Raw genomic sequence first — 26281 nt, forward strand, 5'->3', positions numbered from 1 at the left:
GAGTTTATCCAATACTTGCAATACGCCCTACAGGTGTTACCTGGAGCTAAAGCCGAAGGTAGAGACGTTGTATATAACGTCTCTACCTTCGTCAGGCATTTTCACTAATTTCTAGTCAGCCACTTTTGAGCATTCAACCGCTGCGTAACCCCAAACACCAGCAAATCTAGCGTTATTTTACGCTCATCACACAAAAAAGGCTCAATCGTGCTAGGTTTAGAACCTTCATAACAGGAAAAAGCTCTTTGTTTTTGGATGTCTTCTTCAGGGAAATAAACGTTAAATTGACGTTTACCGCCTTGCCAACTACCGTAGACTTGCCAGCAGTCCGAGACTTCTTGAAGCGATCGCTTTTCCAACTTCAACTCTAAATCTTGAACACCCGTTTTCTCAAGTGCTGTTTTTAAAGCTGGCAAGTAGTCTTGCTGGATAAATTCCATAAATGGCTTATCTTCAACCGCCGGAGCTTTTTCTTTTTTTGCTGCTGCGGGTTTGGCTGCTGGCTTATCCCCATCTTTGGCGGCTTTAGCTGCTGGCTTGTCCTCTTTCGGTACTTGTGCAGTTTTTTTAGGATTTGGCTGCACTTGAGCCGAGTCATCTGGGGTTGATGCCGCTGTAGAAGATTTCTCCCCAGCAGCATTAGGGTTGACTTCTGGATTGGTGGATGCGGGGTCGGGGGCGTTTGCTGTAGGAATGTTGGTTGCTACATCCGAGTCGGTACTGGGAGCATTGTCCTCAGAAACATCGGGAGCTTGTTGATCAACAGTGCTGGGAGCTACCTCTCCAGCATCATTATGATTAATTTCTTCTGGCATTCTTCTACTCCAAGGCTTGACGGTTCCTTTATTGCCAATCCTAACTTGAATCAGCCTCCAGCCTGCGCTGCCACAATGCTTACTTCATCGCCTTCTTTGAGAGGTGTTTTGGCTCCTTCCAAAAAGCGGATGTCTTCGCTGTTAACGTAGAAGTTTACAAATCTGCGTACCTCCCCTTGTTCGTCGCAAAGACGCATTTTGATGCCAGGGAAGCTTTGCTCTAGGGATTCGAGCAATTCACTAATCGTACTGCCATTACCTTCGACAGCGGCTTGATTGTTTGTCAGCTTTTGTAGAGGGGTGGGAATTAAAACTTTGACGGACATAGTAATCAGTAATTGGTAATTGTCAATTTCTCGTTCCCAGTCAGATGCTGGGAACGAAATAACGAGGCTCTACCTCGGTGCTAATAAAATTAGACTAGAACTTGCTGCCAGTCGAGACGCTCCAGTGTACGCGATCGCTCCAAGGCACGCTCGAAACTATCTAACTTCGCCTCAATTGTCAGCGGTTCACCAATGTATCCTTGCACGGCTTCCTGAGTTTTCAGCCCGTTGCCCGTGATATATACAACAGTGGTTTCCGAAGGATCAATCTTACCAGCTTCCACCAGCTTTTTCAGCACAGCCACAGTTGTGCCGCCAGCAGTTTCGGTGAAGATGCCTTCAGTTTCAGCCAACAGCTTGATGCCGTCAACAATTTCCGCATCGTTGACTGATTCGATGCTCCCGTTTGTTTTCTTAGCTATTTCCAGCGCATACACTCCATCAGCAGGGTTGCCGATAGCGATGGATTTAGCAATTGTATTCGGCTTGACTGGGGTCACAAAGTCGCGTCCATCCCGATAAGCTTGGGCAATGGGGGAACAACCTTCTGCCTGTGCGCCACTGAAACGGACGCTCTTTTCGTCAACCAGCCCAACTTTGATAAATTCTTGGAAACCTTTGTAGATTTTTGTGAATAGAGAACCGGAGGCAAGGGGGGCGACGATATGATCCGGCAACTGCCAGCCTAGCTGTTCCGCAACTTCATAGCCGAGGGTTTTGGAACCTTCGGAGTAGTAGGGGCGCAAATTGATATTGACAAATCCCCATCCTTGTGTGTTGGCTACTTCGCAGCAGAGGCGGTTTACTTGGTCGTAGTTACCTTGAACTGCCATAACCGTAGGGCCGTAGATGAGCGTACCCAGGACTTTGCCAGCTTCGAGGTCAGAGGGAATGAAAACGCAGCAGTCTAGTCCGGCGTGGGCAGCGATCGCAGCTGTAGAATTAGCCAAATTTCCTGTACTGGCGCAGGACACCGTAGTGAAACCTAACTCCTGCGCTCTTGTTAAAGCCACCGACACCACCCGGTCTTTAAAGCTCAGGGTGGGCATATTGACGGCATCGTTTTTAATATAAAGATTTTTAATACCCAGGCGACGTGCCAAGCGATTTGCTTTAACTAGCGGTGTCATGCCAGTTCCTACATCAATTGGTGTTTCGGTGACAACTGGCAAAAATGGACGATAACGCCAAATTGAGTTCGGCCCTTTCTGAATACTTTCACGAGTAACGGTGCGGCGCAGCGCATCGTAGTCATAGGTTACTTCCAAAGGGCCAAAACAAAACTCACATACATGAGTTGCCTTGGGTTCGTACTCGGTGCCGCACTCTTTACACTTAAGCGCTTTAAAGGTTGCCGTTGTTGACTGGGTTGCCTGGGTCATGGGTATTTACACTCTACTGAACTTCCGTCATCAGTTCGGTTGATACTAGCACAGGTAAAAATACCCGTCAAACATATCCGACTATTTTAGTCGGGATTAAAAGAACGCTAGTTGTGTTAACTATTCCCCACGGTTAACAAGGTGTGTTGCTCTGGGGTGAAGATAATTCAGAGCTTTTGGATAAACGAACCAAAATTATTAGTAACCTGAGAATAAATATATCTTTTGGCTTGGTAAATATTTCTTCACCGCGATCGCATCCCCAAAACAAAAAGCCCCCACACGGGGGCTTTTTGCGTAGCTGCGCCTTCCGGCATTCGGAATTTTAATTAGCACCAATTTCCGGCGCACGCAAAGACACCGTTTCCGTAGTCTGTCGCTGTTGCGCCAAAGACGGTACAGAATCTCGCAATCTTGCCGTCAGCTGTATCGTTGTCGCATCATAAATCTGCGTCAACAACTTCGGATAAAAACCAATGCCAATAATTGGCACCAACAGACAGGCAATAATAAACACCTCTCGTGGTTCAGCATCGATCAAGGCTTCGTGTTCAACTAATTCCTTGTTCTCCGAACCGTAGAAAATTTCCCGCAGCATTGAGAGTAGGTATATTGGTGTCAAAATCACACCAACAGCCGCTAGGAAGACCACTATCACCTTAAAAGTCGGGTTATAAGCATCGCTGGTAGCAAAGCCGACAAACACCATCAATTCCGCCACAAAGCCGCTCATCCCAGGCAATGCCAAAGATGCCATCGAACAGGTGGTGAACATGGCGAAAATTTTCCGCATTTTCTGTCCGACACCGCCCATTTCATCCAGCATCAGCGTGTGAGTGCGATCGTAAGTCGCTCCCACCAGGAAGAATAAACTCGCCCCAATTAAGCCGTGGGAAACCATTTGCAGCACCGCACCACTCAAACCTAAATCGGTGAATGAGGCAATCCCAATCAGCACAAATCCCATGTGAGAGATGGAGGAATAGGCGATTTTGCGCTTCAGATTGCGCTGGGCAAAAGAGGTGAGAGCAGCGTAGATGATGTTAGTAACACCCAGAATCACCAACGCTGGCGCAAACAGCGCATGAGCGTCAGGGAGGATCTGGGCGTTCATCCGAATCAGCGCGTAGCCGCCCATCTTCAGCAAAATTCCCGCCAGCAACATATGCACGGGCGCGGTAGCTTCGCCGTGGGCATCAGGAAGCCAGGTATGTAGGGGAATGATGGGCAGCTTAACGCCGTAGGCTATTAGGAATCCGGCGTAAATCCAGAGTTGGAAATTGAGGGCGTAATCTTTGGCAGCCAGGGCGCTCATATCGAACGTTACCGTATCGCCGTAGAACGCCATCGCCAGCGCTGCCACTAAAATGAACAGCGAAGCGCCTGCGGTGTAGAGGATAAACTTGGTCGCCGCGTAAAGACGCTTTTTACCGCCCCAGATTGCCAATAGCAGGTATACCGGAATCAGTTCCAGTTCCCACACTAGGAAAAACAACAGCATATCTTGGACAGCAAACACGGCAATTTGACCGCCGTACATTGCCAGAAGCAAAAAGTAAAACAGCTTCGGCTTAAAAGTTACAGGCCAAGCTGCCAAAGTTGCCAGTGTGGTGATGAAGCCAGTAAGCAACACCAGGGGCATTGACAAGCCATCTACGCCCACCGACCATTTTAAATCCAGCTGCGGCACCCAAGAATAACTCTCTACCAGTTGCAAACCGGGGTTAGAAAAGTCGTACTGGGTATAGAAGGTGTATACTATGACCGCGAAATCAATCAGCCCAACAATCAGGGCGTACCAACGCACTGTTTTGCCATCTTTATCCGGCACCAGCGGCACCAGCAGAGAGGCAGCGACGGGAAACAAAATGATGAAAGTCAGCCAAGGAAAGTTTGCATTCATTGGTAATTGCTAATTGCTATTTGCTAATTGGCAATTGGGGAAAGGGTGATTGGGGATTGGGTATTGGGAATTGGCGAAAAATCTTACCCAGTCCCTAGCCCCTAGTCCCCAGTCTCCAGTCCCTAGTCCCCATTCCCCAATATCAAGTGACACCAAAGACAATCACGCCTACCAGCACCGCAGCAAACACAATCAGCGCATAGAATTGGACGCGACCAGTTTCAAAGTATTTCAGGCTTTCACCACTTAAGAGGGTAGCTAATCCGGTGAGGTTGACTGCACCATCGACAACTCGAAAGTCCACTTCCATAACTTGTCGTGCTATGCGGCGGCATCCCTGAACGAAAAGGTTGTCATAAATTTCGTCAAAGTACCACTTGTTGAGAGACAGCTTGTACAGGAAGGGGATTCTGGATGCGATCGCTGCCGGATCGATTTTGCCATGCAAGTACATCAGAGAAGCCAAAGTAATTCCGATCAAGGCAATTCCTACCGAATTACCACCCATGATTAGAAATTCCGTCAAGTTGAACTCGGTTGCTTTTTCCAAAACTTCCTCAACTGACTCACTTGGCGCGTGAATGAACTCTTCAAAGTAATTGTGGAATGGCGTTCCCACCAAACCAATTAGCGCCGAAGGCACTGCCAAAATTAGTAGTGGCAGCGTCATAGAAATTGGTGACTCGTGGGGATATTCGCTGTGACCGTGGTCGTCGTGGCTATCATGTGCTTTAGCCTTCAACTCTCTGGTATCCATTGCCCCAGGGCCAAAATTAGGACTAAGGGTTGCGGACTCAGAACTCAGTTCTAAGCTAGATTTAGCGCCTGCTAGAAGTTGCTTGCGAATATCCATCTCATTGCCCCGGAATTCGCCCTCAAACGTCCGGAAGTACATCCGGAACATATAAAAAGCGGTCATCCCAGCCGTCAGCCAACCGATACCCCACAGCAACGGATTAGCGCCAAAGGCAGAACCCAATATTTCATCTTTCGACCAGAAGCCAGCAAAAGGCGGAATCCCACTAATCGCCAAAGTTCCCACCAAAAACGTCATGGCGGTAATCGGCATATACTTTCGCAGTCCCCCCATCAGCCGCATATCCTGATTTAGGGCGGTATCGTGACCCACGACATCTTCCATGCCGTGAATTACAGAACCAGAACCCAAAAACAGCATTGCCTTGAAGTAGGCGTGAGTCATCAGGTGAAACAAACCAGCAGTGTATGCCCCTACTCCCATCGCCATCACCATGTAGCCCAGTTGGGACATAGTGGAATAGGCTAGACCCTTCTTGATATCGTTTTGGGTAATAGCGATTGTGGCACCTGTAAAGGCGGTAACGGCTCCCGTCCAGGCAATCACATCCATTGCCACTGGGATGCCTTCAAACACCGGATACATCCGGGCAATTAGGAAAACACCAGCCGCCACCATCGTTGCTGCGTGAATCAGCGCAGAGATGGGCGTAGGGCCTTCCATCGCGTCTGGTAGCCAGACGTGTAGGGGAACCTGGGCAGATTTTGCAACAGGCCCCATAAATACTAAAACTGCGAACAGGGCGGCAAGACCAGCGCTGAGGTAGCCAGATTCGACCAATGTGTGCAAGCGATCGCCCATCACGTCGAATTCAAAGCTGCCAGTTGCCCAGTAAAGCCCTAGCATCCCCAACAGCAGACCAAAATCGCCAACGCGGTTGGTTACAAAAGCTTTTTGACAGGCATCAGCTGCCCCTTTGCGGTCATACCAGAACCCGATCAGTAGGTACGAACACATACCGACCAGTTCCCAGAAAATATAAACCTGTACCAGGTTCGGGCTGACTACTAGACCCAACATTGAGGAGCTAAATAGGCTCAGGTAGGCGTAAAATCGCACATACCCCGGATCGTGAGCCATGTAGCCATCGGTGTAAATCATCACCAGGAAGGCTACTGTCGTCACGATGACCAGCATCAAGGCTGTTAAATGGTCAATCGTGTAGCCCATATTCAGGTGAAAATTTCCTGCTGCTGCCCATTCTAGGGCGCGGGTGTAGGGCGGGTGTCCGTGAAATTGACTCCAAAGCAAAGCTAAGGAGTAACCCATCGCCGCCCCCAGCAGGGAAACTATAACTACGGCGTTTAACTGCCGCAGACGGTTAGTAAGTTGGTTAATCGAAATTAGTCCCAGACCGACCAGCATCGCCCCAGCTAGTGGCAGCACCGGGATGATCCAGGCATACTGATAGAGTGGTTCCATCACTAACGCCTACTTTATATTTCTTCACTAATTTGGCAAGACCGTTTACATTGTGACATATACAGTCCTCTAAAGTATTTATAACTAACCGTTTGTGAAGCGACAAAGCAATAGAAAAAAATAAACCCATCGGTAGAGATAACCAATGGGTTTATTTTTGGGGGATTGGGGATTTGGGATTTGGAAAAAGTCTTACTTACTCCCTAGTCCCCAATCCCTAGTCCCTAGTCCCCAGCTCCTTTTTAAGCCGAATTCGGCAGACAGCTAACCATAATTTTCTCCAGCCCTAGCCGTAAATCATCCCGTCCTTGGAAGCCATCGATGCGGTGAACCGCTTTGCCACCTTCAAACAAGATTAGCGTTGGCAGAGTTTTCAGGCGATAAGTATTCGCCAGCTTCAAATTTTGATCGGCGTTAATTCCAACCAGCTTAACTTGTCCCCCCCATTCCGCTTGAAATCGCGTCAGGAGAGGGTTGATCAACCGGCACACTCCACACCAAGGTGCCGAAAAATGAACTAAAACAGGGGTCGAAGATTCTAAAACTTCTTGTGTAAACGTCCGTTCGCTTACAGAAAGCACCATGATCCCTCTAGATTTTATGGTTTTTTACTATTAATAGCCTGCGTTATTAGGTTGTGGGTTATAGGAAACTTGGTTAATAATTGAGTAAAATTACTTACTCGATATCACCTGTTACCTGTTAATTATTCCTAATTGCATATGGCTATTTGGGATCATGCTACATCCAATTGGGATCGCGTGACGCTTTTTGATCACTAAACTACCAATTGAGTTTTGCTGTTGATCCAATCAACAAGGGGTGCGCCCACCACAGCAGCAGGATGAAACCGACGACTCCCGCATAGGAGGGACGGAGAAATTCCTGCAACTTAAGGGTTTGACGACCTTGCAGAAGCGCCAAGAAGGGGATGACGGAGGTGCGAGATTTGGCAGCAACAAAGGCTTCTCCATAGCGAGCTAAAAGACGGCGATCGCCATGCCATACTGCGAATAAATGGTGTAGCACTAATCCTACTGATGTCAATAGGGTGAAGCTGGTGCCAATCCAAAGCGTGTGGGCAATACACCAAATTACCTGTCCTACCATTTGGGGGTGCCTGGTGATGCGGATAATCCCAGTTTCGTACAGATGGACTTGGGGCTTTTCGATGGCGGCAATTTCCAGCAAATTGAAGGTGGCGGGATAGAGAAACAAAAACGAGATGGCTGAGAGTACCCATACCAGGGTTTGCACGCCTGCTACACCTTGAACTTGCCACAGTTGGACACCATCATAGCGATGATTGAAAAAGTAAATTATCAACACTACCGCCAAGGGAAGACTGACGAGGGCGAACAGGATGCGGTAGAGTCGGGGGCCGATTCGTTTTTCGCCCCACGGTCTTAGCGCCGCTAACCCACTGTGAGCGATCGCAAACCCTAAAAGTAGCGCCAGCATTACCCAGTGGCTAGGAGTAAGAACCTCAAATAACATAAACTTCGATTACACAATAGGGACTTTTGGACTGGGTAATGGCGAAAAAAGTAATAGGTTTATATAGGTAGGTGCCAATTTTATTTTTCGCCATTACCGATTACCCATTCTCTAAGCAAAAACCATACCCCCAAATATTAAGCGCGGGACTTGATCTCGTGTTGTGTTACTGTCGATGACTGAGAGGCTTGACAAGGTCGTGGGCAATAAATCACGCTCAAAGGAAGCGCGATCTCCAAAATTGTTAGTTGCCTCAGTCGCTCCTTCCCCTGTTTCGGGTAAAGCCTGTATGTCTGACCTTCCTTTCACTTTAGACCAACTCCGCATTCTTAAAGCGATCGCCGCTGAGGGGAGCTTCAAGCGTGCCGCCGATAGTCTGTATGTCTCGCAACCCGCTGTCAGCCTCCAAGTGCAAAACTTAGAGCGACAGTTAGATGTGCCGTTGTTCGACCGGGGTGGACGCCGCGCCCAGCTAACGGAAGCAGGGCATCTCCTCCTCAGCTATGGGGAAAAAATCCTGACACTTTGCCAGGAAACTTGCCGTGCAATTGAAGATTTGCAAAATCTCCAAGGCGGTACGCTGATTATCGGTGCTTCTCAGACGACAGGAACGTATTTGTTGCCCCGGATGATTGGGATGTTTCGGCAACAATATCCGGATGTAGCAGTGCAATTACACGTCCACTCGACGCGCCGCACTGCTTGGAGTGTCGCTAATGGGCAAGTTGACCTGGCAATTATCGGCGGAGAAGTTCCTTCTGAGCTACATGACTCCTTAGATATTATTCCCTACGCCGAAGATGAGTTGGCGCTGATCTTGCCAGTGTTTCATCCCTTCGCCAAACTGGAAACCATCCACAGAGAAGATTTGTATAAATTGCAGTTTATTGCCTTGGACTCTCAATCAACCATTCGTAAGGTGATTGACCAAGTGCTAACACGCAGCGACATTGATACTCGCCGCCTCAAAATCGAGATGGAACTAAACTCGATTGAAGCGATAAAAAATGCTGTGCAAGCAGGATTAGGAGCAGCTTTTGTTTCAGTTTCGGCGATAGAAAAAGAGTTGCAGATGGGCGTTCTCCACAGGGCTCACATTGACGATGTAGTGGTGAAACGGACGCTGTGGGTGATTGTTAACCCGAATCGTTACCGCTCTAAGGCAGCAGAAGCTTTTACTAAAGAAATTTTGCCTGAATTTGCCTCACCTGGATGGGGAAAGGTGCTGGAGGAGTCATCTGTCCTTGAAGCAGATGCTTTTAAAGCAGCTGCTCCTAACCCAGCAGGAAGTTAAGCTTAGGTTAGTCATTAGCCCTTAGTCCTTAGTTTATGACCAATGGCTAATGACTAACGGCGAAGGACTAATGACTCATGACTCATGGAAATTTATTGCACCCGTCCAGGCTGCCCCCGACCCCAAAACTTTTTTTCCGAACTCGATAACAACACTATTCTCAAGACGGTGCAACAAAAGTATTGCACTACTTGTGGAATGCCCCTAATTTTAGATGGGCGCTATGTGCCAACGAAGCTGTTGGGGCGTGGGGGATTTGGGGCGGCGTTTCTCGCACGCGATCGCCGCACTCCTGGTATGCGCTACTGCGTGGTAAAACAGTTTCAGCCTGTGGGCGACTTAAACCCGGAACAGCTACAAATCGCACAAAATTTATTTGAACGGGAAGGAGAAGTTTTAGAAGACTTGGGCAGACACCAGCAAATTCCAGACTTGTTTGCTTTCTTTGAAATAACACTTCCCAGTATGCAAACAGGAAAACAAGATCAGTTTTTCTATCTGGTACAGGAATTTATCGATGGACAAAACTTGGAGGAGGAACTAGCGGCTAAGGGACAGTTCTCACAAGCAGAGGTGTTGCAACTGTTGCAGGAAATCCTGCCAGTGCTGAAGTTTGTCCATGACAATAACTCGATCCACCGAGATATTAAGCTTTCTAACATCATGCGTCGTAAAGACGGTTTGATTTATCTGTTAGATTTTGGTGCCGTCAAGCAGGTGACGAAGGGAACGCCTGGTGGATCGTCAACTGGGATTTATTCGATGGGATTCGCGCCACCAGAGCAAATGAGTAGGGGACAAATCTACCCGTCAACAGATTTGTATGCTTTGGCTGTGACTTGCATTACCTTGCTGACTGGCAAACAGTCAAACGAGCTATTTGATACTTTCAACAACCAGTGGAACTGGAGAAGTCAGGCACAAGTAAGCGATCGCTTTGCCCAAATCCTCGACCGAATGCTATTGTCTGCACCCAATCAACGCTTTCAGTCTGCCCAGGAAGTTCTCAACGCCATCAATGCCATCAATCAAACAACGCCACCGCCGCAACCAGTAGCACCGACTCAGGTTCCCTCAACCCGCCCAGTAGCCCCAGTAGCGCCTGTTAGCCTCCCAACACCCGCACCGACTCAACCGCCAGCCCCCGTCCCACTTCCCTCTAAACGGAGATTTTCTCTAATAGAAATCTTGGCAGGGGCAGCTTTCACTGGGTTTGAGGGTGGCTTACTGTTGATAGCCTTGAGCAGTCTTTTGCCATCACCAGGGATTAGCATTGGATTATTAGGGATGGTTATCGGAGGTCTGATTTTTGCCCAATATCGCCGCATAATTGAAGGCAAGGATTTGCCAATTATCGCTGGCGTTACCCTGCTAGTTGTGATGTTCCTCCCCAGCGTGAAAACGTTGATTGCCAGCTTGATACCTGAAACACCTGTGATCGCGGGTGTATTATTTGTGGCGATTGTAGCTGCGGCGGGCGCGATCGCAATTACAGCTCTGTTTCGCCTAATCTACAAATTGCTTTCTAGTATGTTTTAAATCTCTTGTATAATTGACCGCTTTATGTCTCACAAAAATGAAACTGCGGTTCTGGTAACATCTTTATTTCTCACTGCTATCTTCATAGCGGCTGTTGCTTGGTGGATTACAAAACCGCAAGACAAAACTGCGGTAGTATCAGAACCAAATGACTCTTTACCAGATACAACGGCAGAAAATCCGCTCAACTCTATCAGTTTTGGGGAAAAAATTTTAGTGCCAGAGGAGGTTAGAGGTGGGAGTCCGGCCTTCACAACTTTAAAAAGAGCGGGAGTAAATGACATTGCAGCCGGAAAATATAATGAAGCAGTTTCCCAACTATCAGCAGCACTAAGGGAAAACCGTAACGCTCCCGAAACGTTAATTTATTTAAACAATGCCCAAATTAATCTTAATCAGCAAAAATCTTACACAATTGCGGTAGCTGCACCGATTGGCAATGACCCCAATGGTTCTTTAGAGGTATTGCGCGGGGTGGCTCTTGCCCAAAATGAAATTAATCAGGCTGGGGGAATTAACGGGGTACTGCTGAAAGTAGCGATCGCCAACGACAATAATCAAGAAGAACAAGCAAAAAAAATTGCCAGCGCCTTAGTTGACAATAAAGACGTTTTAGGAGTTGTCGGTCATTGGGCAAGTCAAGTTACTTTAGCAGTGGCTCCCATCTACGACTCTAAACTTGTAGCGATTTCCCCTATCAGTACCGCCGTTAGTCTTTCCGGCAAAAGTCCCTATATTTTTCGCACCGTCCCCAGCGATTATATGGCGGCTAGGGCGTTAGCTGATTATATGCTCACCAAATTGCAACGGAGAAAGGTAGCTGTTTTCTTTAATTCCAAAAGTACCTATAGTCAGTCCCTCAAGTCTGAGTTTGTCACGGCTGTTGGCCTGGCAGGCGGACAGGTGACAAATGAGTATGACCTATCTGATTCTGCTTTTAGTGCTGCTGGAAGCGTAGAACAGGCAATTGAGCAAGGGGCAGAGGTGCTGATGTTAGCCTCAAACACGGGTGAACTAGACAAGGCACTTCAGGTAGTTCAGGTAAACCGGAAACGGTTAAGTATGCTGGCGGGAGATGATGTTTACGCGATCAAAACTTTGGAAATTGGTGCAGATGCGGCACTAGGAATGGTGGTGGCTGTTCCTTGGGACATTGACGGCGACCCAACTTCAGCCTTTCCCCGCCAAGCCAGAGAGCTTTTTGGATCTGATGTGAACTGGCGTACCGCTCTCGCCTATGATGCTGCGAAGGCTTTAATTGCTGCGATTCAGCGCAACCCCACCCGAACCGGGGTGCAACAAGCGCTCGCATCACCAGACTTTGCGACAAAGGGAGCCTCTGGCACAATTGGTTTTTTGCCGTCGGGCGATCGCAATGGGACAATTCAACTGGTGAAAATCGTTGCCGATAAGCGCTCACCAACTACCTATGACTTTGTACCAGTACCTCGATGATAGAGCAACAAAGATTAAACTAAGGTTGCAACAGCCCTAAACTAAAATCTGCCCATGTCGCAGAAAAACGAAACGACAGTTCTAGTCTTAGCCCTCCTGATAACGGCTGGGTTGTTAGGCGGCGGGTTCTGGTGGTTTACCAATCGGTCGGGTGTAAATTTGGGCGGTAAGCGCATTAATGCAACCAACCAATCTGCACAATCTACAGTTGAAACTTTTGCTCAGGTTCAAGGCGTTCCATCGGGGCTATTTAGTTACGGTGGTAGCACGACTTGGGCTCCAATTCGTAAAGAAGTAGACCGGGGAATCCAAACTGTTTGGCCTAAGTTTGTCCTGCGCTACACCGATCCCACCAGTGGTGCGCCTGGATCTGGTGCTGGCATCAAAATGCTATTAAACAATCAGCTCGCCTTTGCACAATCTTCGCGATCAATTAAAGATGAAGAATATCAGCAGGCACAACAACGGGGTTTTACTCTCAAAGAAATACCAATAGCGATTGATGGAATTGCGATCGCAGTGAATCCAAATCTCAACATCCCCGGTCTTACCATCGCCCAACTCAAAGACATTTACACAGGCAAAATAACCAACTGGCAAGAAGTCGGTGGTTCCAATCTTCCCATTAAACCTTACTCTCGTCGCATTGAAGAAGGAGGCACAATCGAATTCTTTGCAGAAAACGTCTTACAAGGACAGAACTTTGGTGCCAATGTTCACTTTATCGGCACGACAACCGAAGCCTTGAGAGAAGTAGCAACTAATCCAGGCAGTATCTACTACGCCTCAGCCCCGGAAGTAGTCGGTCAGTGTACCGTTAAAACCCTGCCGCTTGGTCGGACTCCCGATCAACTGGTTCCTCCCTATCAAGAGCCTTTCGTACCCCTTGAACAATGCCCAACTCAGCGCAACGGCTTAAACTCCAGCGCCTTTCAAAGTGGTAAATACCCAATTACTCGCAATTTATTTGTCATTGTTAAACTAAATGGTCAAGTAGACCAGCAGGCAGGAGAAGCATACGCCAATTTATTGCTTACACAGCAAGGTCAACAACTGCTGGAAGAAGCTGGATTTGTCAGAATCCGCTAAGGCAGATTTTGAAGAGGATATCAATACAAAGCACCATACGCCAATAGTTAATTTAAAAATCAGCTCATGTCTCAGAAAAACGAAACACCTATTCTGATATTGGCTCTTTTGATTACAGCTGCATTATTAGGCGGCGGCTTCTGGTGGTTTACCAAACGTTCTGGCGTTGACGTGGGTAATTTGTCCAAATCCACCCCATCGGCAAGTCAACCCGTGCCACCCGATAATTCTGCTTCCAGTCCCCCAGTCAATCAAACCAATCAAACAGCACAATCGGCGGGTGAAGGCTTTGCCCAAGTGCAGAATGTCCCCACCGGACTATTTAGCTATGGTGGTAGCACCTCGTTTGCACCGATTCGCCTTTCAGTAGACTCAGCTATACAAGCGGCGCGACCTGAGTTTAAATTGCGCTATATTAATCCAACCAGCGGTTCCGCTGGATCTGGTACGGGCATCAAGATGTTACTAGATGGGAAACTGGATTTTGCCCAATCCTCCCGACCAATTCTTTCACAAGAATATCAACAAGCACAGCAACGCGGTTTTGGCTTGAAAGAAGTTGCCATTGCCATTGATGGATTAGCAGTAGCTGTTAACCCAAATCTCGATATTTCAGGTTTGACTTTAGACCAGTTGAAATCTATCTACACTGGCAAGATTACCAACTGGCAAGAAGTGGGCGGCCCGAATGTGGCAATAAAACCCTATACGCGCCGAAACGAGGGCGGCACAGTGGAACTATTTATCGAAGAAGTTTTGGGCAATGAAAAGTTTGGTACAAATGTTGAGTTTGTGCCTGACACTACTACCGCACTGCGAAAACTCGCTGCTAACACTGGCGGAATTTATTTTGCTTCTGCGCCAGAGGTAGTGCCGCAGTGTAGCATTAAGCCTTTGCCACTAGGCAGTAAAGCTAATGAATTTGTGACACCCTATCAAGAGCCTTTGGTATCTCCTCAAGAGTGTCCCGGCAAACGCAATCAGCTCAATATTGAGGCTTTCCAAAACGGGCAATACCCGATTACTCGAAAGCTGTTTGTCGTAGTTAAACAGAATGGTCAACGAGAGCAACAAGCAGGGGAAGCTTATTCTAACTTTTTACAGACACAGAAGGGTCAGGAACTGATTAGCGACATTGGATTTGTCCGCATCCGCTAAATAATAGCTAATAGCTATTATTTATAATTCGTCATAGCCGAACAACTAAAGGCTAGGAGCTAAAAGTAGCTAATAGCTGTTAAGTAGAGTCCCTTAATTAGTTGTAGGATGGGTAGAGCGATCGCGAAACCAATCAAACCTTTACTAATGTTTGATTTCCTGCCTCAAATGCCACGCCTCAAAAGGCCGGGAAACAAAGCAGCACGGGCGTGGCGCCCCAACATACACCATGATATCAGTTAGTTTGGTTCTCCAACTTAGCTATTAGCTAGTTATTATTATTGGAACCCAAAGTAGATATCGGTAAACACAGCAAATTATCTCCTTGTGTTCGGATTAATCCCTTTTGGCGTAACTTGCCCATTAACCGAGTCACGGTTACGCGAGTGGAACCAATAGCACTGCCAATTTGGGCATGAGTTAGAGGAAATGGCAGACAGTAACCGTTTTCATATGGTTCGCCGAATTCTTCAATTAACAGCGTCAAAAATCCCAAAAGTCGGTCAATTGTCCGCCTTTGTCCTAGCGTACTCAGCCACAGCAGCTTGCGCTGATGCTGATAGCGAAAGGCATCAAATACCTCTCGGCGAAAATGCGGCCAGTTGTCCAGGTCATGCCAGTACATCCACACCACAGAAGTTTGATCGACGTGGGCGTAAGCCTGGAGTGTAAATGGTGACTGCGCCACAATTTCAAATGGCTGTCCGGCACCAACAAAGCCTAAAAAAGCTTCTTCTGGACTCAAACGCATGGCTTTAGCAGCAGAACTACTGGTGGTAGCAGTAATTTGAGCTGTACCTACCAAGCGGATAGCACCCCTCTGCACTAGATACAACAGTCCTGGTCTGGCCGGAATCCGTTCGTCTTTGGTGAAAGTTCGATAACGATAATGTTCCTGCGCCCAGTCAAGAATTCTTTGCCAGGTTAAAAAGGGGCGAGATACCTCTGATGTGGAGGATGGTGAATGCATATAACGCAGCGATAATCTTTTATAGATTCTACCAAGATTTCAATGTAGCAAAAAATACTTGCTGCGGCTTCAGCTAAAATTAGAAATTTTTCTCAAATAACTCTTCCATTAGATAGACGTAAAAACGATACTGATAATTAAATTACGCCATTACAAACCTTTGAGTATCAAGGTGAATTTATCAAACATTGGTTGCGCTAGTCTTAAGCATCTGTTGATTATTCAGCTACAGGCAGCTATCGGTTTGTACAGAGAAAGAGAAACTTTGTATACACAAGCACAACAATTGTCTACAGCCGAGGAAAATTTGCCTTTGATTGTTGGGTTGATGGCTGGGGAGGAAATTCCTTTAAAGCGATTTTGGCAAAGTACGGGCATTCTATACAGGTCTAGCGTAGCGCTGAAACTTGCGCCCCTGTGGAACCTGCCAGCTCTGGAAATTGCCGCTGGCTTGGCTAGATATCTCTGTGCTACTGCTGATACAAATCAGGAAAATATAACTTTACAAAGTTTTACAATTCAAGTTACTCCTCCCGGTTTAATGGAATTCCAACTAACCGATCCGGGGATGGCACTTTGGTTGCAGTTCTTGGTGAACTCAGAGTTTGGGCAATTCCCAATTCCCAATTCCCAATTCCCAATTCCTAATTCCCAATCCTTATCAAGTTTCCCTATACAGTACGCCCATGCTCGTTGCTGCTCTCTACTGCGCTTAGGAGAGCGGGAAGGTTTAATCCGGCTGGGTGTTCCGGCTCTGAGGATAGTCGAGCCAGAGGTGATTCCTTGGCTGAATGAAGATTCCATCCGCTTAGTTGATCCAGCAGAACGCTCTTTGATTTTTCAGGTACTGGGGTTGTTAGATGAATTGGACGGATGGGGTCAACCCGACTGGGTGAAACTGGCGATCGCTTTGAGTCAAACTTGGGAAAGCTTCTACCGTGAGTGTCGCATTTTTGGTGAAGTGAAGACCCAGACACCGCATCTGGCTCAAGCCAGATTAGGTTTAGTGGCGGCTACTGGCTCCATTTTGCGATCGCTGTTGCAAAATCGGTTATTCATCCTAGCACCGACAGAACTTTGAGCGGAAAAAACTATACCTAAAGGTAGAAAATTTGTTCAAGGGGAGTGACAAATTAAATTAAGTCGAATAATATTGCTCTTGTGTGAGGAGCGAACCAGATAGGGGAACCGAGACGAAACACGGCCAGTCGTCGGTTCCCTTTCTGATTTGTAGTGTAAGAATTAAAAATAAAGCAATTGAAGGGTTGGATGACATAGATAGTAGGAGCATAGCAATGCCATGCGCCTACCGAAGGTAAGAACCACCATATATTCCACCCAACTGAGAAACGCTATAAAAATTGAAGAGAATTTAAAGGGATGGGCGGGCAAGATGCCCACCAGACCAGAATCGAAAGATATTTTTAAAGTAGGAATTTTTCAATTGCGGCAGCGGCACCGTCTTGCTCAACACTGGGAGCTACCCAAGTAGCGATCGCTTGAACGTCTGCGGGTGCATTACCCATTGCTACACCAATTCCAGCGTATTCCAGCATCTCGAAATCATTAAAATTATCCCCAATAGCCATCACATTACTGGCTTCCAGTCCCAGTATCTCTTCAGCTAAGTAGCGCACCGCCGTTCCTTTATTAACGCTGGGGTGAGTTGCTTCAAAGAAAGTCGCCACTGATGTAGTTAAGTACAGTTCAGCTGGGGTGTAACGCGATCGCAACGTACCCAGCAGGTTGTCAATTACGGCAGTATCCTCACACAGAGCCAAAACTTTCGTCGGTTCAGTATTTAAAACGTTACGCAGGTCGCCTACAGCGATAGGCTGGATACCAGAACGCTCTGAGTAAGCTTGTGTAGCTGGCGTAATTTCCCGGACATAAAGCTGGTCGTTGATATAGAAGTGGATAGAAAGTAGAGATCGCAACTCTGGTTCCTCAAAGTAATCCAACAACTGCAACACTAATGGTTTAGAGACAGGGCAATGCCTGAGAACTTGGTTTTGTGCAGGATCTTGAATCCATGCCCCTTGATACGCCATCACAGGCAGCGTTGAGCCGACTTGCTGATGAAAGCGCAAAGTAGAACGATACATCCTCCCAGTCGCGATCGCTATCTGAATGCCCTTCGCCTGGGCGGCACGAATCGCCTGGAGTACAGGTTCGCGGATATCGTTGGATACACCAGCAATGGTGCCATCGATGTCTAGCACGAGTAATCGAATAGCGTCACAGTTTACACCGGGCAAGCTTCCCGCACTTACCTGGTTAGCAGAAGAAGGTTTTGGCATAAGTTGTTAATTATTCCTTGTTCGTTGTTAGAGTAACCAAACCTCTGAAAACTAACAACTAAAAACTAATAACTCCTTAAAGGCCATGACCGAGGCAAAAAATCGCTTTCGTGCCAGTCGTCGGGTTTTATATGTCACCCTTTGGCTTACATTGTTCATTTTGTCAGTAAAAGTTTCAGCCGCATGGGTGACGCAAAGCCTCAGTCTCTTAGCAGAGTCGCTGCATACCCTGATTACCAGCTTCAGTACCCTACTGAGTTTGCTCGCCGTCGCTGCACCTAACCGTCTGGCAGGGCGCGAAATCTATGGTCATAGCAAACTGGAAAGCTCAGCAACACTAATACTGGTGGCATTTTTGGGCTTTGCCTGTACAAATTTATTGGGGATGTCCGCCCAGCAACTGATAGCTGTCACTAATGCCGCTGATCTACCATTTCCCACCCAGGTAAGTCTACCCCTGATTCAAATCCTATCCGCACTTGCAGGCGTTACTATCCTCTTGGCTTTCTTAAACATCTACCAAGCCAAAGTGTTGAATAGCCCTACCCTACGTTTCAATGCTAACCAGCTGCTCAAGGATGTGTTGCTGACACTCGTCGTGGTGCTGTGTTTAGTAGGAGTTTTGTGGGGTGTGTTCTGGCTGGATTTACTGCTGGCAGTTTTATTGGTAGTCCAGACAGTGAGAAGTTGTTGGTACATGGTGAACTGGCAGTTACCACTGATGGTGCAACAAAGCGCGATCGCTCCTGAAGTTCTGGCTCAAATTGCCCGTCAGGTTGGCGGTGTCACCCACTGCTACCACATTGAGTCGCGGGGAATTGTGGGGCGCTTAGTATTTGTACAGATGCACCTGATTCTGCATCCAGACTTTGTGGAAGTTGCGCCCCAGATTGCCGAACGCATCGAATTAGCGATTAGAGAACGCTACGGCCCCATTCAAGCCATCTTCTACATTGATGACTATCTGCGAGAGCCTCCCGGCACCAGTCTGCCAAATCAGCCCTCGGAGGTCAATGGTAGAAGCGATCGCCACGATGAGACACACAGCCAAAATTAATTGAGCATAAGTTCAACTAAAAAACCGAATTATTACTGATTCCCGTCAGGACTGCATTGCTGCGCTTATCGCGTAGCAAGCTCTGCCTCGTGCGTATCGCCAATTTCTGCTTGCGTTTTCAGCTCAGCAGAAGCAATTATTCCAGTCTCGATAACATCGATTTCTGGTGTTTGACACTTGTTCAACAAAAAGTATTATCCGCAAAAACTCTTACAAGTTCTCAGCAAATTTACTGATATTTCTTAGATAAGAACTCTTTTTTCAGAAGACCGCCTCTTGCTAAAAAATAAATATGCATTACTTTTACTGTAGTCAGCGAAATTACCGATATTTTTTTAAAAACGTCTTTTTTTTAAACTGAGGAAAATACTGCTGGAAAAATCAATAATAATCAGTAAATTAGTAAGTAGAGTCGGGCTTTGCGTAAATGTCGAAAGAGTGTGAAGAGTTAAACAAGACTTGCAAAACTTGTAGACATTCAACTGCAAACTCAGATATGAATAGAGAAGAAAAGCAAATCACTTCAACATCGGTCGTCTGAAAAAAATAACTAACTTTTTTTTAGGTTATATGCCGATTAAATGAGGTGAAGTCGTTCATCGCCTTGGTAGAGGTACTTAAATGAAAACCAAACTTACTACACTGCTTGCCGCTGCTGCTGCCCTGACCGGCGTCATCTCTGCAACTGCTCCGGCATCCGCTCAAATTAACTGGGGTCCTAATTCTTTTGATAGCGCGCCTACAAAGAATACATTGAGTCAATCTTCTGATGCTTTTAACATTCAAAATCTTTTGAATGACCTAAACACTCAGCTCAAGAAGACTCAAGAGAAAAACGCATTCCCTGACTTAAGCCTTTTAGGAGGTAAATCGTTTGATCTGAGCAAGCTAACGGTGAAAAACAACACTGATATTCGCGCTTACTTTGTCAATGAAGGCGCGGATTATAACAATCAGTTGGGTTATCAAGCGCTTGACGCTAACGGCAACGTTGCCAAAGAAGGGCTGGCTTTTTGGGAACTCAACAGCACGGATAGCATTAGAGAAAACGACATTAGTTATACAAATCTCAAGCAAGGAGACTGGGTAAGCTTAGGCAGCTTCACCAAAGGTACGACTCTGAATTTCCAGTTGAATGCCAATAGCTTATACGGCACAGAAAACTCATACGGCATCTACAATTCTGTTTCTAGTGCTGCTAACCCAGATGGACTACAGCACGCCAAAGGCTATATGTTTGACTCTCGTTACCTAGTAGTTGGTTTCGAGGATTTGTATGGAGATGGCAGCTGGACTGGCGTAACTCCAGCATCTGACCGCGACTTCAACGACACTGTGTTTATCGTCGATTTGGGTGAAGGCGGTTTTGCAAGCGTACCTGAGCCTTCTGCAACCTTAGCGCTAGCGGGAATGAGCCTTGTTGGTATGTTTGGGGTGCGTCGCCGCCGCAACAGCCAAATCAATGGGTAATCTGCTGACACATCGCTGATGTTTATCTAAGTTTGATTAGTCAACACCCATTTTTTCTAGCCTGCTGTTGCGGGCTTTTTCCATTAGGGATAATTTGCACATCAGAAAGCTGTTACACTTACAACCCCCTCAATCCTCCGCTGCATGGAGATATTGAGGGGGTTATCTGTTGCAGATACCAAGCTAATTGTATTACCCGTTTAACACTTATTACTGTCCTTGACTACAGCAGTAATGTAAGGAATGGTTGAGGGACGAAACCCAATTTTAGCAAAGGTTTGATAGGTAAAGCTTAGCCGCTCTACCCATCCTACAAATAATTAAGCCCCTCTACTTATCAACCCAAACGAGACAATTTTTAAATTGGCATTGGAGACTTTCGGAGGTTGAATTACACAAAAAATGAGATACCGCTCCTGGCGATTACTGAGAAACATCAGCGCGTACCTATATCAACCACAAATTTAAAAGATTTTTAAAGATAAATGCTCTGTAATATTACTATTAAGGGTGACTATTATCCCAAAAATTGATGAGATTAAACAGTTTTTATATGTGACAAATACTGATTCAAACTGCTTGAAGTAAAAATCGGTATTTTCTTCGTTAAAAATGCCGATAAAAATTAGTAAAATCAAGCGGTTTGATGAAGAAATAAACAAGTTTTGCCAAAACTGTAGACAGAAAAGCATTAAATCGAATATCAATGATTTAGTAACGCAAAAGCACTTCCAAATCAATCGGTAACTTTAGGTAAATTCAGCTAATTTATTTTGGGTGTATCAGCTAGGTCAAAGATATAAAATGTTCACCGCTTCTACAAGTAATCAAATGAAAACTCAATTCTTCGCTGGTCTGTTCGCTGCTGCTACTACCCTGACTGTTGCAATTTCCCATACTGCGCCTGCAACTGCTTACGATATTAAAGGTAGAGATCAAGCCCCAGCTAATTTCAACATCCAAGAATTCAAGGATTTCGTCGGGAAAGAAGCTAGATACTTATCACCTGAAACCATAGGGGCGCACAGGTTAGATATTACGAAGATAAAGATGAACTTCGACCATGATGTTAAGGTTTACTTTATCGGTGAAACGGCTGGGGGATATCGCAATCAATTGAATTTCACAGCTACTAACGGCGCAGAAGTCACAGGTGGGAAAATTTTTGGCGATACTTCCTGTAAGCCTGGGCAAGATATGGCTAACTTTGGTGAGTTCTGCGCGAACCCGAATAACCCGTTGGCAAACAAAGCTAAGGAAGATCAGCCTTTGAATGTAGGGGACTTTGCAGAACTTGGAAAATTTAAAGCTGGTACTGAGTTTGACTTCCAATTAGTATCCAATGGCATTAACGGCGGAATCTGGAATAATGGCGTACAAGGAATCTTTGGTCTAAATGATGCTACCAACCCAGATAAATTGCAGCACGTTATGGCGTACTACTACAAAGATTTCCTGGTGCTGGGTTACGAAGATTTATGGGGTGGTGGAGACAAAGATTACAACGATACAGTTTTCGCCATCGATTTTGGTAAAAACAACGCTCGTGAAGTAGCTGGGATCAGTGTACCTGAGCCTTCGGCAACTGTGGCACTCATTGGTGCAGCAGCAGTAGGTATATTTGCCAGCCGTCGCAGTCGCCCCAAGCAAGTTGATTAATTGGTTGTTGAAGCGTTCCTGAAGGACTTATAGTCAAAAAGCCGTTGAATATACCACTCAACGGCTTTTTGCTGTGAATTATCAATCTGAACCATAGAAAAACCCGAATCAGTTTGCAAGCGGCTAGATAAAATAAGGCTATGTCTCAATCCACCTCTGCCTCATCCCAAAACCGACCTCTACTCATCCTAGTAGATGGTCACTCTTTAGCCTTCCGCTCCTACTTTGCGTTTGCCAAAAGTCGGGATGGGGGTTTAAAAACAAAAACAGGTGTTCCTACGAGTGTCTGCTTTGGCTTCCTCAAGTCCTTGCTGGAGGTGATAGCATCTCAGCATCCGCAAGCGATCGCGATCGCATTTGACCTCGGCTTACCCACTTTCCGCCACGAAGCCGACGACACATACAAAGCCGACCGAGCCGAGACACCAGAAGATTTTATCACCGACCTAAAAAATCTCCACGAACTTTTGGATGCCTTGAATCTACCAATTCTCACCTCTCCTGGTTATGAAGCAGATGATGTCTTAGGGACTTTGGCAGATCAGGCAAGTGCTGCGGGTTACAGTGTCAAAATCGTTACAGGTGATAGAGATTTATTTCAACTGGTTGACACGGCAAAGGAAATTAACGTTTTATATCTCGGTCAAACTTTCTGGCAACGCACCAGCACCGCAGGGCCAGTAGAATTTGGCCCAGAGGAAGTAAAACAGAAGCTAGGAATACTACCAGAGCAGGTTGTCGATTACAAAGCTCTCTGCGGAGATAGCTCCGACAACATCCCCGGCGTTAAGGGAATTGGCGACAAGACGGCGGTGAAGTTGCTTACAGATTATGGCTCTCTAGACGGGATTTATGCTTCCTTAAATGAGATTAAAGGAGCAGTCAAGCAGAAACTGGAAACTGGAAAACAAGAGGCATATCGCTCGCAGCACTTGGCGAAAATAGTTCTTGATGTTCCTCTGGATTTTAGTTTAGAAGACTCTCATCTGAAGGGATTTGATGCCCCTGTCTTGAAGCAGCAGCTGGAAAAGCTAGAGTTAAACAAATTTTTAAGCAAAATCAGCGAAATCCAGCTAGCGTTTGGTGGTACAGATGAGGAACCTAATGTAGAGCAGGTTTCTAGCTTGCCAGAGGAAAAGGGTGGGCAGAAACCAGAGGATGGTCAACTTGAAGATGAAGACGGCGACCTGTGGTTTTTCAGTGCAGCTGACACCGAAGCGGCTGCAAAGACAGACAAAAATGCTGCTAGCACGATTACACCCCCAATTATTGATACTCCAGAAAAACTAACTCAACTGGTAAACCAGCTGAAAACTTGTACTGACTCAGCTTCGCCTGTGGCTTGGGATACGGAAACTGATTCCCTAGAGCCGCGAGATGCTTCTTTAGTGGGGATTGGCTGCTGTTGGGGAACCGAACAATCGGAAATTGCCTACATCCCTACGGCACATAAATCAGGCTCAAACCTGGATAAAACAACTGTTTTAGAAGCTTTGCGTCCAATTTTGGAAAGTAATGATTATCCAAAGACGTTGCAAAATGCCAAGTTTGACCGCTTGGTACTACGCTTTCAAGGTATTAAGCTTTCCGGAGTCATCTTTGACACGATGCTTGCCAGTTACGTACTAAATCCAGAAGATAGCCACAACCTCGGCGATTTAGTTCTACGCTACTTGGGGCTACAAATAGGTAGTTATACGGATGTGGTGCCAAAAGGCAAGAATATTGCCGATCTGGATATTCAGACTGTAGCCTACTACTGCGGGATGCAGGTCTATGCAACATTCCAGTTGGTGCCAAAACTACGAGAAAAACTGAAGCAAGTTGAAGCTCTCTATAAGCTGCTGCTGGAAGTAGAACAACCTCTAGAACCAGTCTTAGCCCAGATGGAATACACGGGTATCCGCATTGATCCAGTTTATCTCCAGACATTATCGCAACAGCTGGAAACAGATTTAGCAGCGATTGAGCAACAAGCTTATGAAGCAGCTGGGGAAAAATTCAATTTAGGTTCGCCGAAGCAACTGAGTCAGCTGCTATTTGACAAGCTCAAATTAGACACCAAGAAATCTCGTAAAATCGCCACGGGTTATTCTACTGATGCAGCGACATTGGAAAAGTTGCAAGGCGACCATCCAGTTGTTGATGCCATCTTAGAGTACCGCACCCTCTCGAAGTTGAAGTCTACTTACGTGGACGCGCTACCGCTACTGATGGGGAAAGAAACTGAGCGGGTGCATACGAATTTCAATCAGACGGGTACGACAACGGGACGATTGTCTTCTTCTAACCCAAATTTGCAGAATATTCCTATCCGCACGGCGTTTAGTCGGTTGATTCGCAAAGGATTTGTGCCAGAAACGGGTTGGTTACTGGTTGCTGCTGACTATTCGCAAATCGAGTTGCGAATTTTGGCTCACCTGAGCAAAGAGCCAGTGTTAGTTGAAGCATATCGGCAAAATGAGGATATCCACAGCGTTACTGCTCGGCTGTTATTTGAGAAGGACACAATAACATCCGAGGAACGCCGCTTAGGGAAGATTATCAACTTTGGAGTGATTTACGGGATGGGTGCGGCGCGGTTTGCACGGGAAGCTGGAGTAAAGGCTACAGAGGGTAGACTGTTTATCGATCGCTTCAACGAGCGTTATCGCAAAGTTTTTGATTATTTGGAGCAAGTGAAGAGGGAAGCGATCGCGCACGGCTACGTCGAAACTATTTTAGGTCGTCGTCGCTACTTTAATTTCGAGGGCGGCAGTCTCCGCAAGCTCAAAGGTACCAACCCGGATGATATCAAACTTGATGAATTCCGGCGGTTAGGACAATCTGATGCCCAACTTTTGCGAGCAGCTGCTAACGCGCCGATTCAGGGTTCTAGCGCCGATATCATCAAAATTGCGATGGTGCAATTGCACGAAGTTTTGCAGAGTTATCAGGCACGTTTGCTGTTACAAGTTCACGATGAATTAGTGTTTGAAGTTCCTCCCTCGGAGTGGGAAGAATTACAGATGAAAATTCGTTCCACAATGGAAAATGCTGTTTCTTTGAGCGTTCCTCTATTAGTTGATGTTCGTGCTGGACAAAACTGGATGGAAACGAAGTAAATCTACATCTGTAATTAAATATAGCGTTTCTTGATCGCGTGATTTACACTAAAACTCCTACGATAGCAAGCATTCCAACCTGTCAGTTTGTACCTCGGTAGATTGAGAACCGCTATAGTTAGAATGTGACTAATAAAAATTAAGGAATCAGTAGCTAACTGGTTTATGTGTTTGTAGGTTCAGGGTTCAAGAGTCCTACCTTGCATACGCTTTGCGTGAAGCTATCTTCGTAGCGATCGCTCCCATCCCATAGCGATCCAGAGCAAACGCATCTTATTTCTGAAATGCCTACTAGACAAGGGCTTCAAGCATTTAGTATTTATCATTATCAAGTTATCAAATCCTTACGGGGAAGGAAATCCAGAATTTAGATGCCTTTGCCCTGCATAGCGCTCCGAGTAGAGCGATCGCTATTCCATTCTAGAACAATGAACAACTGATACCATTTCCCTGTCTGCCATGAATCCGTCTATTGCCCCTTTTGTTTCTACCGTTAGGGAAGCGGTGCGTTAGCACGGGGTTGGGGGCTCGTAAATGTGGCATCAAAACAGTGATTTGGTATGACAACTGATAACTGTAGGGGTGCGGCAATGCCCATTGGTGTCAACTTAAAGAACGTTACCTTGGAAGATTTACACTTGTGTAAAGAAAAAAGGAAGGCGCTAGCCACCTGCAAGACCAGAACATACGAAGGAGGGACTAGGCAACACGAAGAGTGTGTGTGAATACAAAAGTTACTCGCCTTCCTAGTAAAGTGAGTTGAGTTTATGCCAGATGATGTCTTGGGGTTAGCAGGAGTAATCAAAGGCGGTATATAGGTAAAAATTGCAATAGAGCTGCCCCCACCAGTTTCCAATGCGTGAACCTTCTAGGTAGGGGCTGTCTATGTCAGGAGTTACGCAGTTGGGCTAAAGATGGGGTAAAAGGAAGCAATGAATCCACCCAAATATACGGCTATTGAATACATTAACTTTCTGATGGCGACGCAAAAGGCATACAGCTGTAGCGAAGCCGAGCGGGTGCA

General features: G+C 46.4%; 20 protein-coding genes. 10 read left to right on the forward strand and 10 right to left on the reverse strand.

Annotated elements, in window-relative coordinates; translation table 11 throughout:
• Window positions 1-104 precede the first annotated feature (104 nt).
• The 7 genes from H6F63_RS31050 to H6F63_RS17285 form a co-directional block, all read right to left on the reverse strand.
• Window positions 105-815 carry a DUF2996 domain-containing protein gene (locus tag H6F63_RS31050; protein ID WP_190638775.1) on the reverse strand — a complete coding sequence of 237 codons (711 nt, stop codon included), beginning with the start codon at window positions 813-815 and terminating at the stop codon, window positions 105-107.
• Window positions 816-865: 50 nt separating this feature from the next.
• Complete coding sequence (locus H6F63_RS17260) at window positions 866-1141, reverse strand: MoaD/ThiS family protein (protein ID WP_190424568.1); 276 nt, start codon at window positions 1139-1141, stop codon at window positions 866-868.
• 89 nt (window positions 1142-1230) lie between these two features.
• Entirely contained in the window at window positions 1231-2523 is a 1293-nt protein-coding gene (thrC, locus tag H6F63_RS17265; RefSeq protein WP_190638776.1) for a threonine synthase, read from the reverse strand.
• Window positions 2524-2848: 325 nt separating this feature from the next.
• Window positions 2849-4426, reverse strand: a complete 1578-nt coding sequence (gene ndhD1, locus H6F63_RS17270) for a photosynthetic/respiratory NAD(P)H-quinone oxidoreductase subunit D1 (RefSeq protein ID WP_190638777.1) — start codon at window positions 4424-4426, stop codon at window positions 2849-2851.
• Window positions 4427-4568: 142 nt separating this feature from the next.
• Window positions 4569-6665 (reverse strand): NAD(P)H-quinone oxidoreductase subunit 5, encoded by a 2097-nt coding sequence (locus tag H6F63_RS17275; RefSeq protein ID WP_190638778.1) that lies wholly within the window; start codon window positions 6663-6665, stop codon window positions 4569-4571.
• A 242-nt stretch (window positions 6666-6907) separates the two neighbouring features.
• Window positions 6908-7249, reverse strand: a complete 342-nt coding sequence (locus tag H6F63_RS17280) for a thioredoxin family protein (protein WP_190424558.1) — start codon at window positions 7247-7249, stop codon at window positions 6908-6910.
• Window positions 7250-7448: 199 nt separating this feature from the next.
• Window positions 7449-8162 (reverse strand): NnrU family protein, encoded by a 714-nt coding sequence (locus H6F63_RS17285; RefSeq protein WP_190638779.1) that lies wholly within the window; start codon window positions 8160-8162, stop codon window positions 7449-7451.
• Between the two features lie 289 nt (window positions 8163-8451).
• Between H6F63_RS17285 and H6F63_RS17290 the strand changes: the two genes are divergently transcribed.
• The 5 genes from H6F63_RS17290 (at window position 8452) to H6F63_RS17310 (ending at window position 14697) form a co-directional block, all read left to right on the forward strand.
• Window positions 8452-9456 (forward strand): LysR family transcriptional regulator, encoded by a 1005-nt coding sequence (locus tag H6F63_RS17290; protein ID WP_190424554.1) that lies wholly within the window; start codon window positions 8452-8454, stop codon window positions 9454-9456.
• An 84-nt stretch (window positions 9457-9540) separates the two neighbouring features.
• Window positions 9541-10995 (forward strand): serine/threonine-protein kinase, encoded by a 1455-nt coding sequence (locus tag H6F63_RS17295; protein ID WP_190638780.1) that lies wholly within the window; start codon window positions 9541-9543, stop codon window positions 10993-10995.
• 24 nt (window positions 10996-11019) lie between these two features.
• Window positions 11020-12450, forward strand: coding sequence for an ABC transporter substrate-binding protein (locus tag H6F63_RS17300; protein ID WP_190638781.1), 1431 nt, complete (start codon window positions 11020-11022; stop codon window positions 12448-12450).
• Between the two features lie 54 nt (window positions 12451-12504).
• On the forward strand, window positions 12505-13539 hold the full coding sequence (locus H6F63_RS17305) for a PstS family phosphate ABC transporter substrate-binding protein (RefSeq protein ID WP_190638782.1): 1035 nt from the start codon (window positions 12505-12507) through the stop codon (window positions 13537-13539).
• Window positions 13540-13605: 66 nt separating this feature from the next.
• Window positions 13606-14697, forward strand: coding sequence for a PstS family phosphate ABC transporter substrate-binding protein (locus H6F63_RS17310; protein ID WP_190638783.1), 1092 nt, complete (start codon window positions 13606-13608; stop codon window positions 14695-14697).
• Window positions 14698-14965: 268 nt separating this feature from the next.
• Here the strand turns inward: H6F63_RS17310 and H6F63_RS17315 are convergent, their stop codons facing one another.
• Window positions 14966-15667 carry a Crp/Fnr family transcriptional regulator gene (locus H6F63_RS17315; protein ID WP_190424545.1) on the reverse strand — a complete coding sequence of 234 codons (702 nt, stop codon included), beginning with the start codon at window positions 15665-15667 and terminating at the stop codon, window positions 14966-14968.
• Between the two features lie 172 nt (window positions 15668-15839).
• On the opposite strand from H6F63_RS17315, the gene H6F63_RS31055 reads away from it, so the two are divergent.
• Window positions 15840-16748: a DALR anticodon-binding domain-containing protein gene (locus H6F63_RS31055; protein ID WP_190638784.1), complete on the forward strand. Its 909-nt coding sequence runs from the start codon at window positions 15840-15842 to the stop codon at window positions 16746-16748.
• Window positions 16749-17091: 343 nt separating this feature from the next.
• On the opposite strand, the gene H6F63_RS17325 is transcribed toward H6F63_RS31055, so the two are convergent.
• On the reverse strand, window positions 17092-17967 hold the full coding sequence (locus H6F63_RS17325) for a Cof-type HAD-IIB family hydrolase (protein ID WP_190638785.1): 876 nt from the start codon (window positions 17965-17967) through the stop codon (window positions 17092-17094).
• Window positions 17968-18052: 85 nt separating this feature from the next.
• On the opposite strand from H6F63_RS17325, the gene H6F63_RS17330 reads away from it, so the two are divergent.
• Window positions 18053-19024 (forward strand): cation transporter, encoded by a 972-nt coding sequence (locus H6F63_RS17330; protein WP_190638786.1) that lies wholly within the window; start codon window positions 18053-18055, stop codon window positions 19022-19024.
• 65 nt (window positions 19025-19089) lie between these two features.
• Here H6F63_RS17330 and H6F63_RS30605 read toward each other — a convergent pair whose 3' ends face one another.
• Complete coding sequence (locus H6F63_RS30605) at window positions 19090-19212, reverse strand: hypothetical protein (RefSeq protein ID WP_277876437.1); 123 nt, start codon at window positions 19210-19212, stop codon at window positions 19090-19092.
• A 433-nt stretch (window positions 19213-19645) separates the two neighbouring features.
• Here H6F63_RS30605 and H6F63_RS17335 point away from each other — a divergent pair, with 433 nt between their 5' ends.
• The 3 genes from H6F63_RS17335 (at window position 19646) to polA (ending at window position 25257) form a co-directional block, all read left to right on the forward strand.
• Window positions 19646-20494: a DUF4114 domain-containing protein gene (locus tag H6F63_RS17335; RefSeq protein ID WP_190638795.1), complete on the forward strand. Its 849-nt coding sequence runs from the start codon at window positions 19646-19648 to the stop codon at window positions 20492-20494.
• Between the two features lie 831 nt (window positions 20495-21325).
• Window positions 21326-22153: a DUF4114 domain-containing protein gene (locus H6F63_RS17340; protein ID WP_190638787.1), complete on the forward strand. Its 828-nt coding sequence runs from the start codon at window positions 21326-21328 to the stop codon at window positions 22151-22153.
• Between the two features lie 140 nt (window positions 22154-22293).
• Window positions 22294-25257, forward strand: a complete 2964-nt coding sequence (polA, locus tag H6F63_RS17345) for a DNA polymerase I (protein WP_190638788.1) — start codon at window positions 22294-22296, stop codon at window positions 25255-25257.
• Window positions 25258-26281: the final 1024 nt, after the last annotated feature.

It is taken from the genome of Trichocoleus sp. FACHB-40 (assembly GCF_014695915.1).
GTDB lineage: Bacteria > Cyanobacteriota > Cyanobacteriia > Cyanobacteriales > FACHB-T130 > Funiculus > Funiculus sociatus.

Bases quoted from the DNA above. Each gene is read 5' to 3' on its own strand.
- H6F63_RS17295 (WP_190638780.1), top strand. From the start codon at position 9,541: ATGGAAATTTATTGCACCCGTCCAGGCTGCCCCCGACCCCAAAACTTT.
- H6F63_RS17310 (WP_190638783.1), top strand. From the start codon at position 13,606: ATGTCTCAGAAAAACGAAACACCTATTCTGATATTGGCTCTTTTGATT.
- H6F63_RS17335 (WP_190638795.1), top strand. From the start codon at position 19,646: ATGAAAACCAAACTTACTACACTGCTTGCCGCTGCTGCTGCCCTGACC.
- H6F63_RS17325 (WP_190638785.1), bottom strand. From the start codon at position 17,967: ATGCCAAAACCTTCTTCTGCTAACCAGGTAAGTGCGGGAAGCTTGCCC.
- H6F63_RS17300 (WP_190638781.1), top strand. From the start codon at position 11,020: ATGTCTCACAAAAATGAAACTGCGGTTCTGGTAACATCTTTATTTCTC.
- H6F63_RS17275 (WP_190638778.1), bottom strand. From the start codon at position 6,665: ATGGAACCACTCTATCAGTATGCCTGGATCATCCCGGTGCTGCCACTA.
- ndhD1 (WP_190638777.1), bottom strand. From the start codon at position 4,426: ATGAATGCAAACTTTCCTTGGCTGACTTTCATCATTTTGTTTCCCGTC.
- thrC (WP_190638776.1), bottom strand. From the start codon at position 2,523: ATGACCCAGGCAACCCAGTCAACAACGGCAACCTTTAAAGCGCTTAAG.
- H6F63_RS31050 (WP_190638775.1), bottom strand. From the start codon at position 815: ATGCCAGAAGAAATTAATCATAATGATGCTGGAGAGGTAGCTCCCAGC.
- H6F63_RS17285 (WP_190638779.1), bottom strand. From the start codon at position 8,162: ATGTTATTTGAGGTTCTTACTCCTAGCCACTGGGTAATGCTGGCGCTA.
- polA (WP_190638788.1), top strand. From the start codon at position 22,294: ATGTCTCAATCCACCTCTGCCTCATCCCAAAACCGACCTCTACTCATC.
- H6F63_RS17305 (WP_190638782.1), top strand. From the start codon at position 12,505: ATGTCGCAGAAAAACGAAACGACAGTTCTAGTCTTAGCCCTCCTGATA.
- H6F63_RS17330 (WP_190638786.1), top strand. From the start codon at position 18,053: ATGACCGAGGCAAAAAATCGCTTTCGTGCCAGTCGTCGGGTTTTATAT.
- H6F63_RS17340 (WP_190638787.1), top strand. From the start codon at position 21,326: ATGAAAACTCAATTCTTCGCTGGTCTGTTCGCTGCTGCTACTACCCTG.
- H6F63_RS17290 (WP_190424554.1), top strand. From the start codon at position 8,452: ATGTCTGACCTTCCTTTCACTTTAGACCAACTCCGCATTCTTAAAGCG.
- H6F63_RS17315 (WP_190424545.1), bottom strand. From the start codon at position 15,667: ATGCATTCACCATCCTCCACATCAGAGGTATCTCGCCCCTTTTTAACC.
- H6F63_RS17280 (WP_190424558.1), bottom strand. From the start codon at position 7,249: ATGGTGCTTTCTGTAAGCGAACGGACGTTTACACAAGAAGTTTTAGAA.
- H6F63_RS17260 (WP_190424568.1), bottom strand. From the start codon at position 1,141: ATGTCCGTCAAAGTTTTAATTCCCACCCCTCTACAAAAGCTGACAAAC.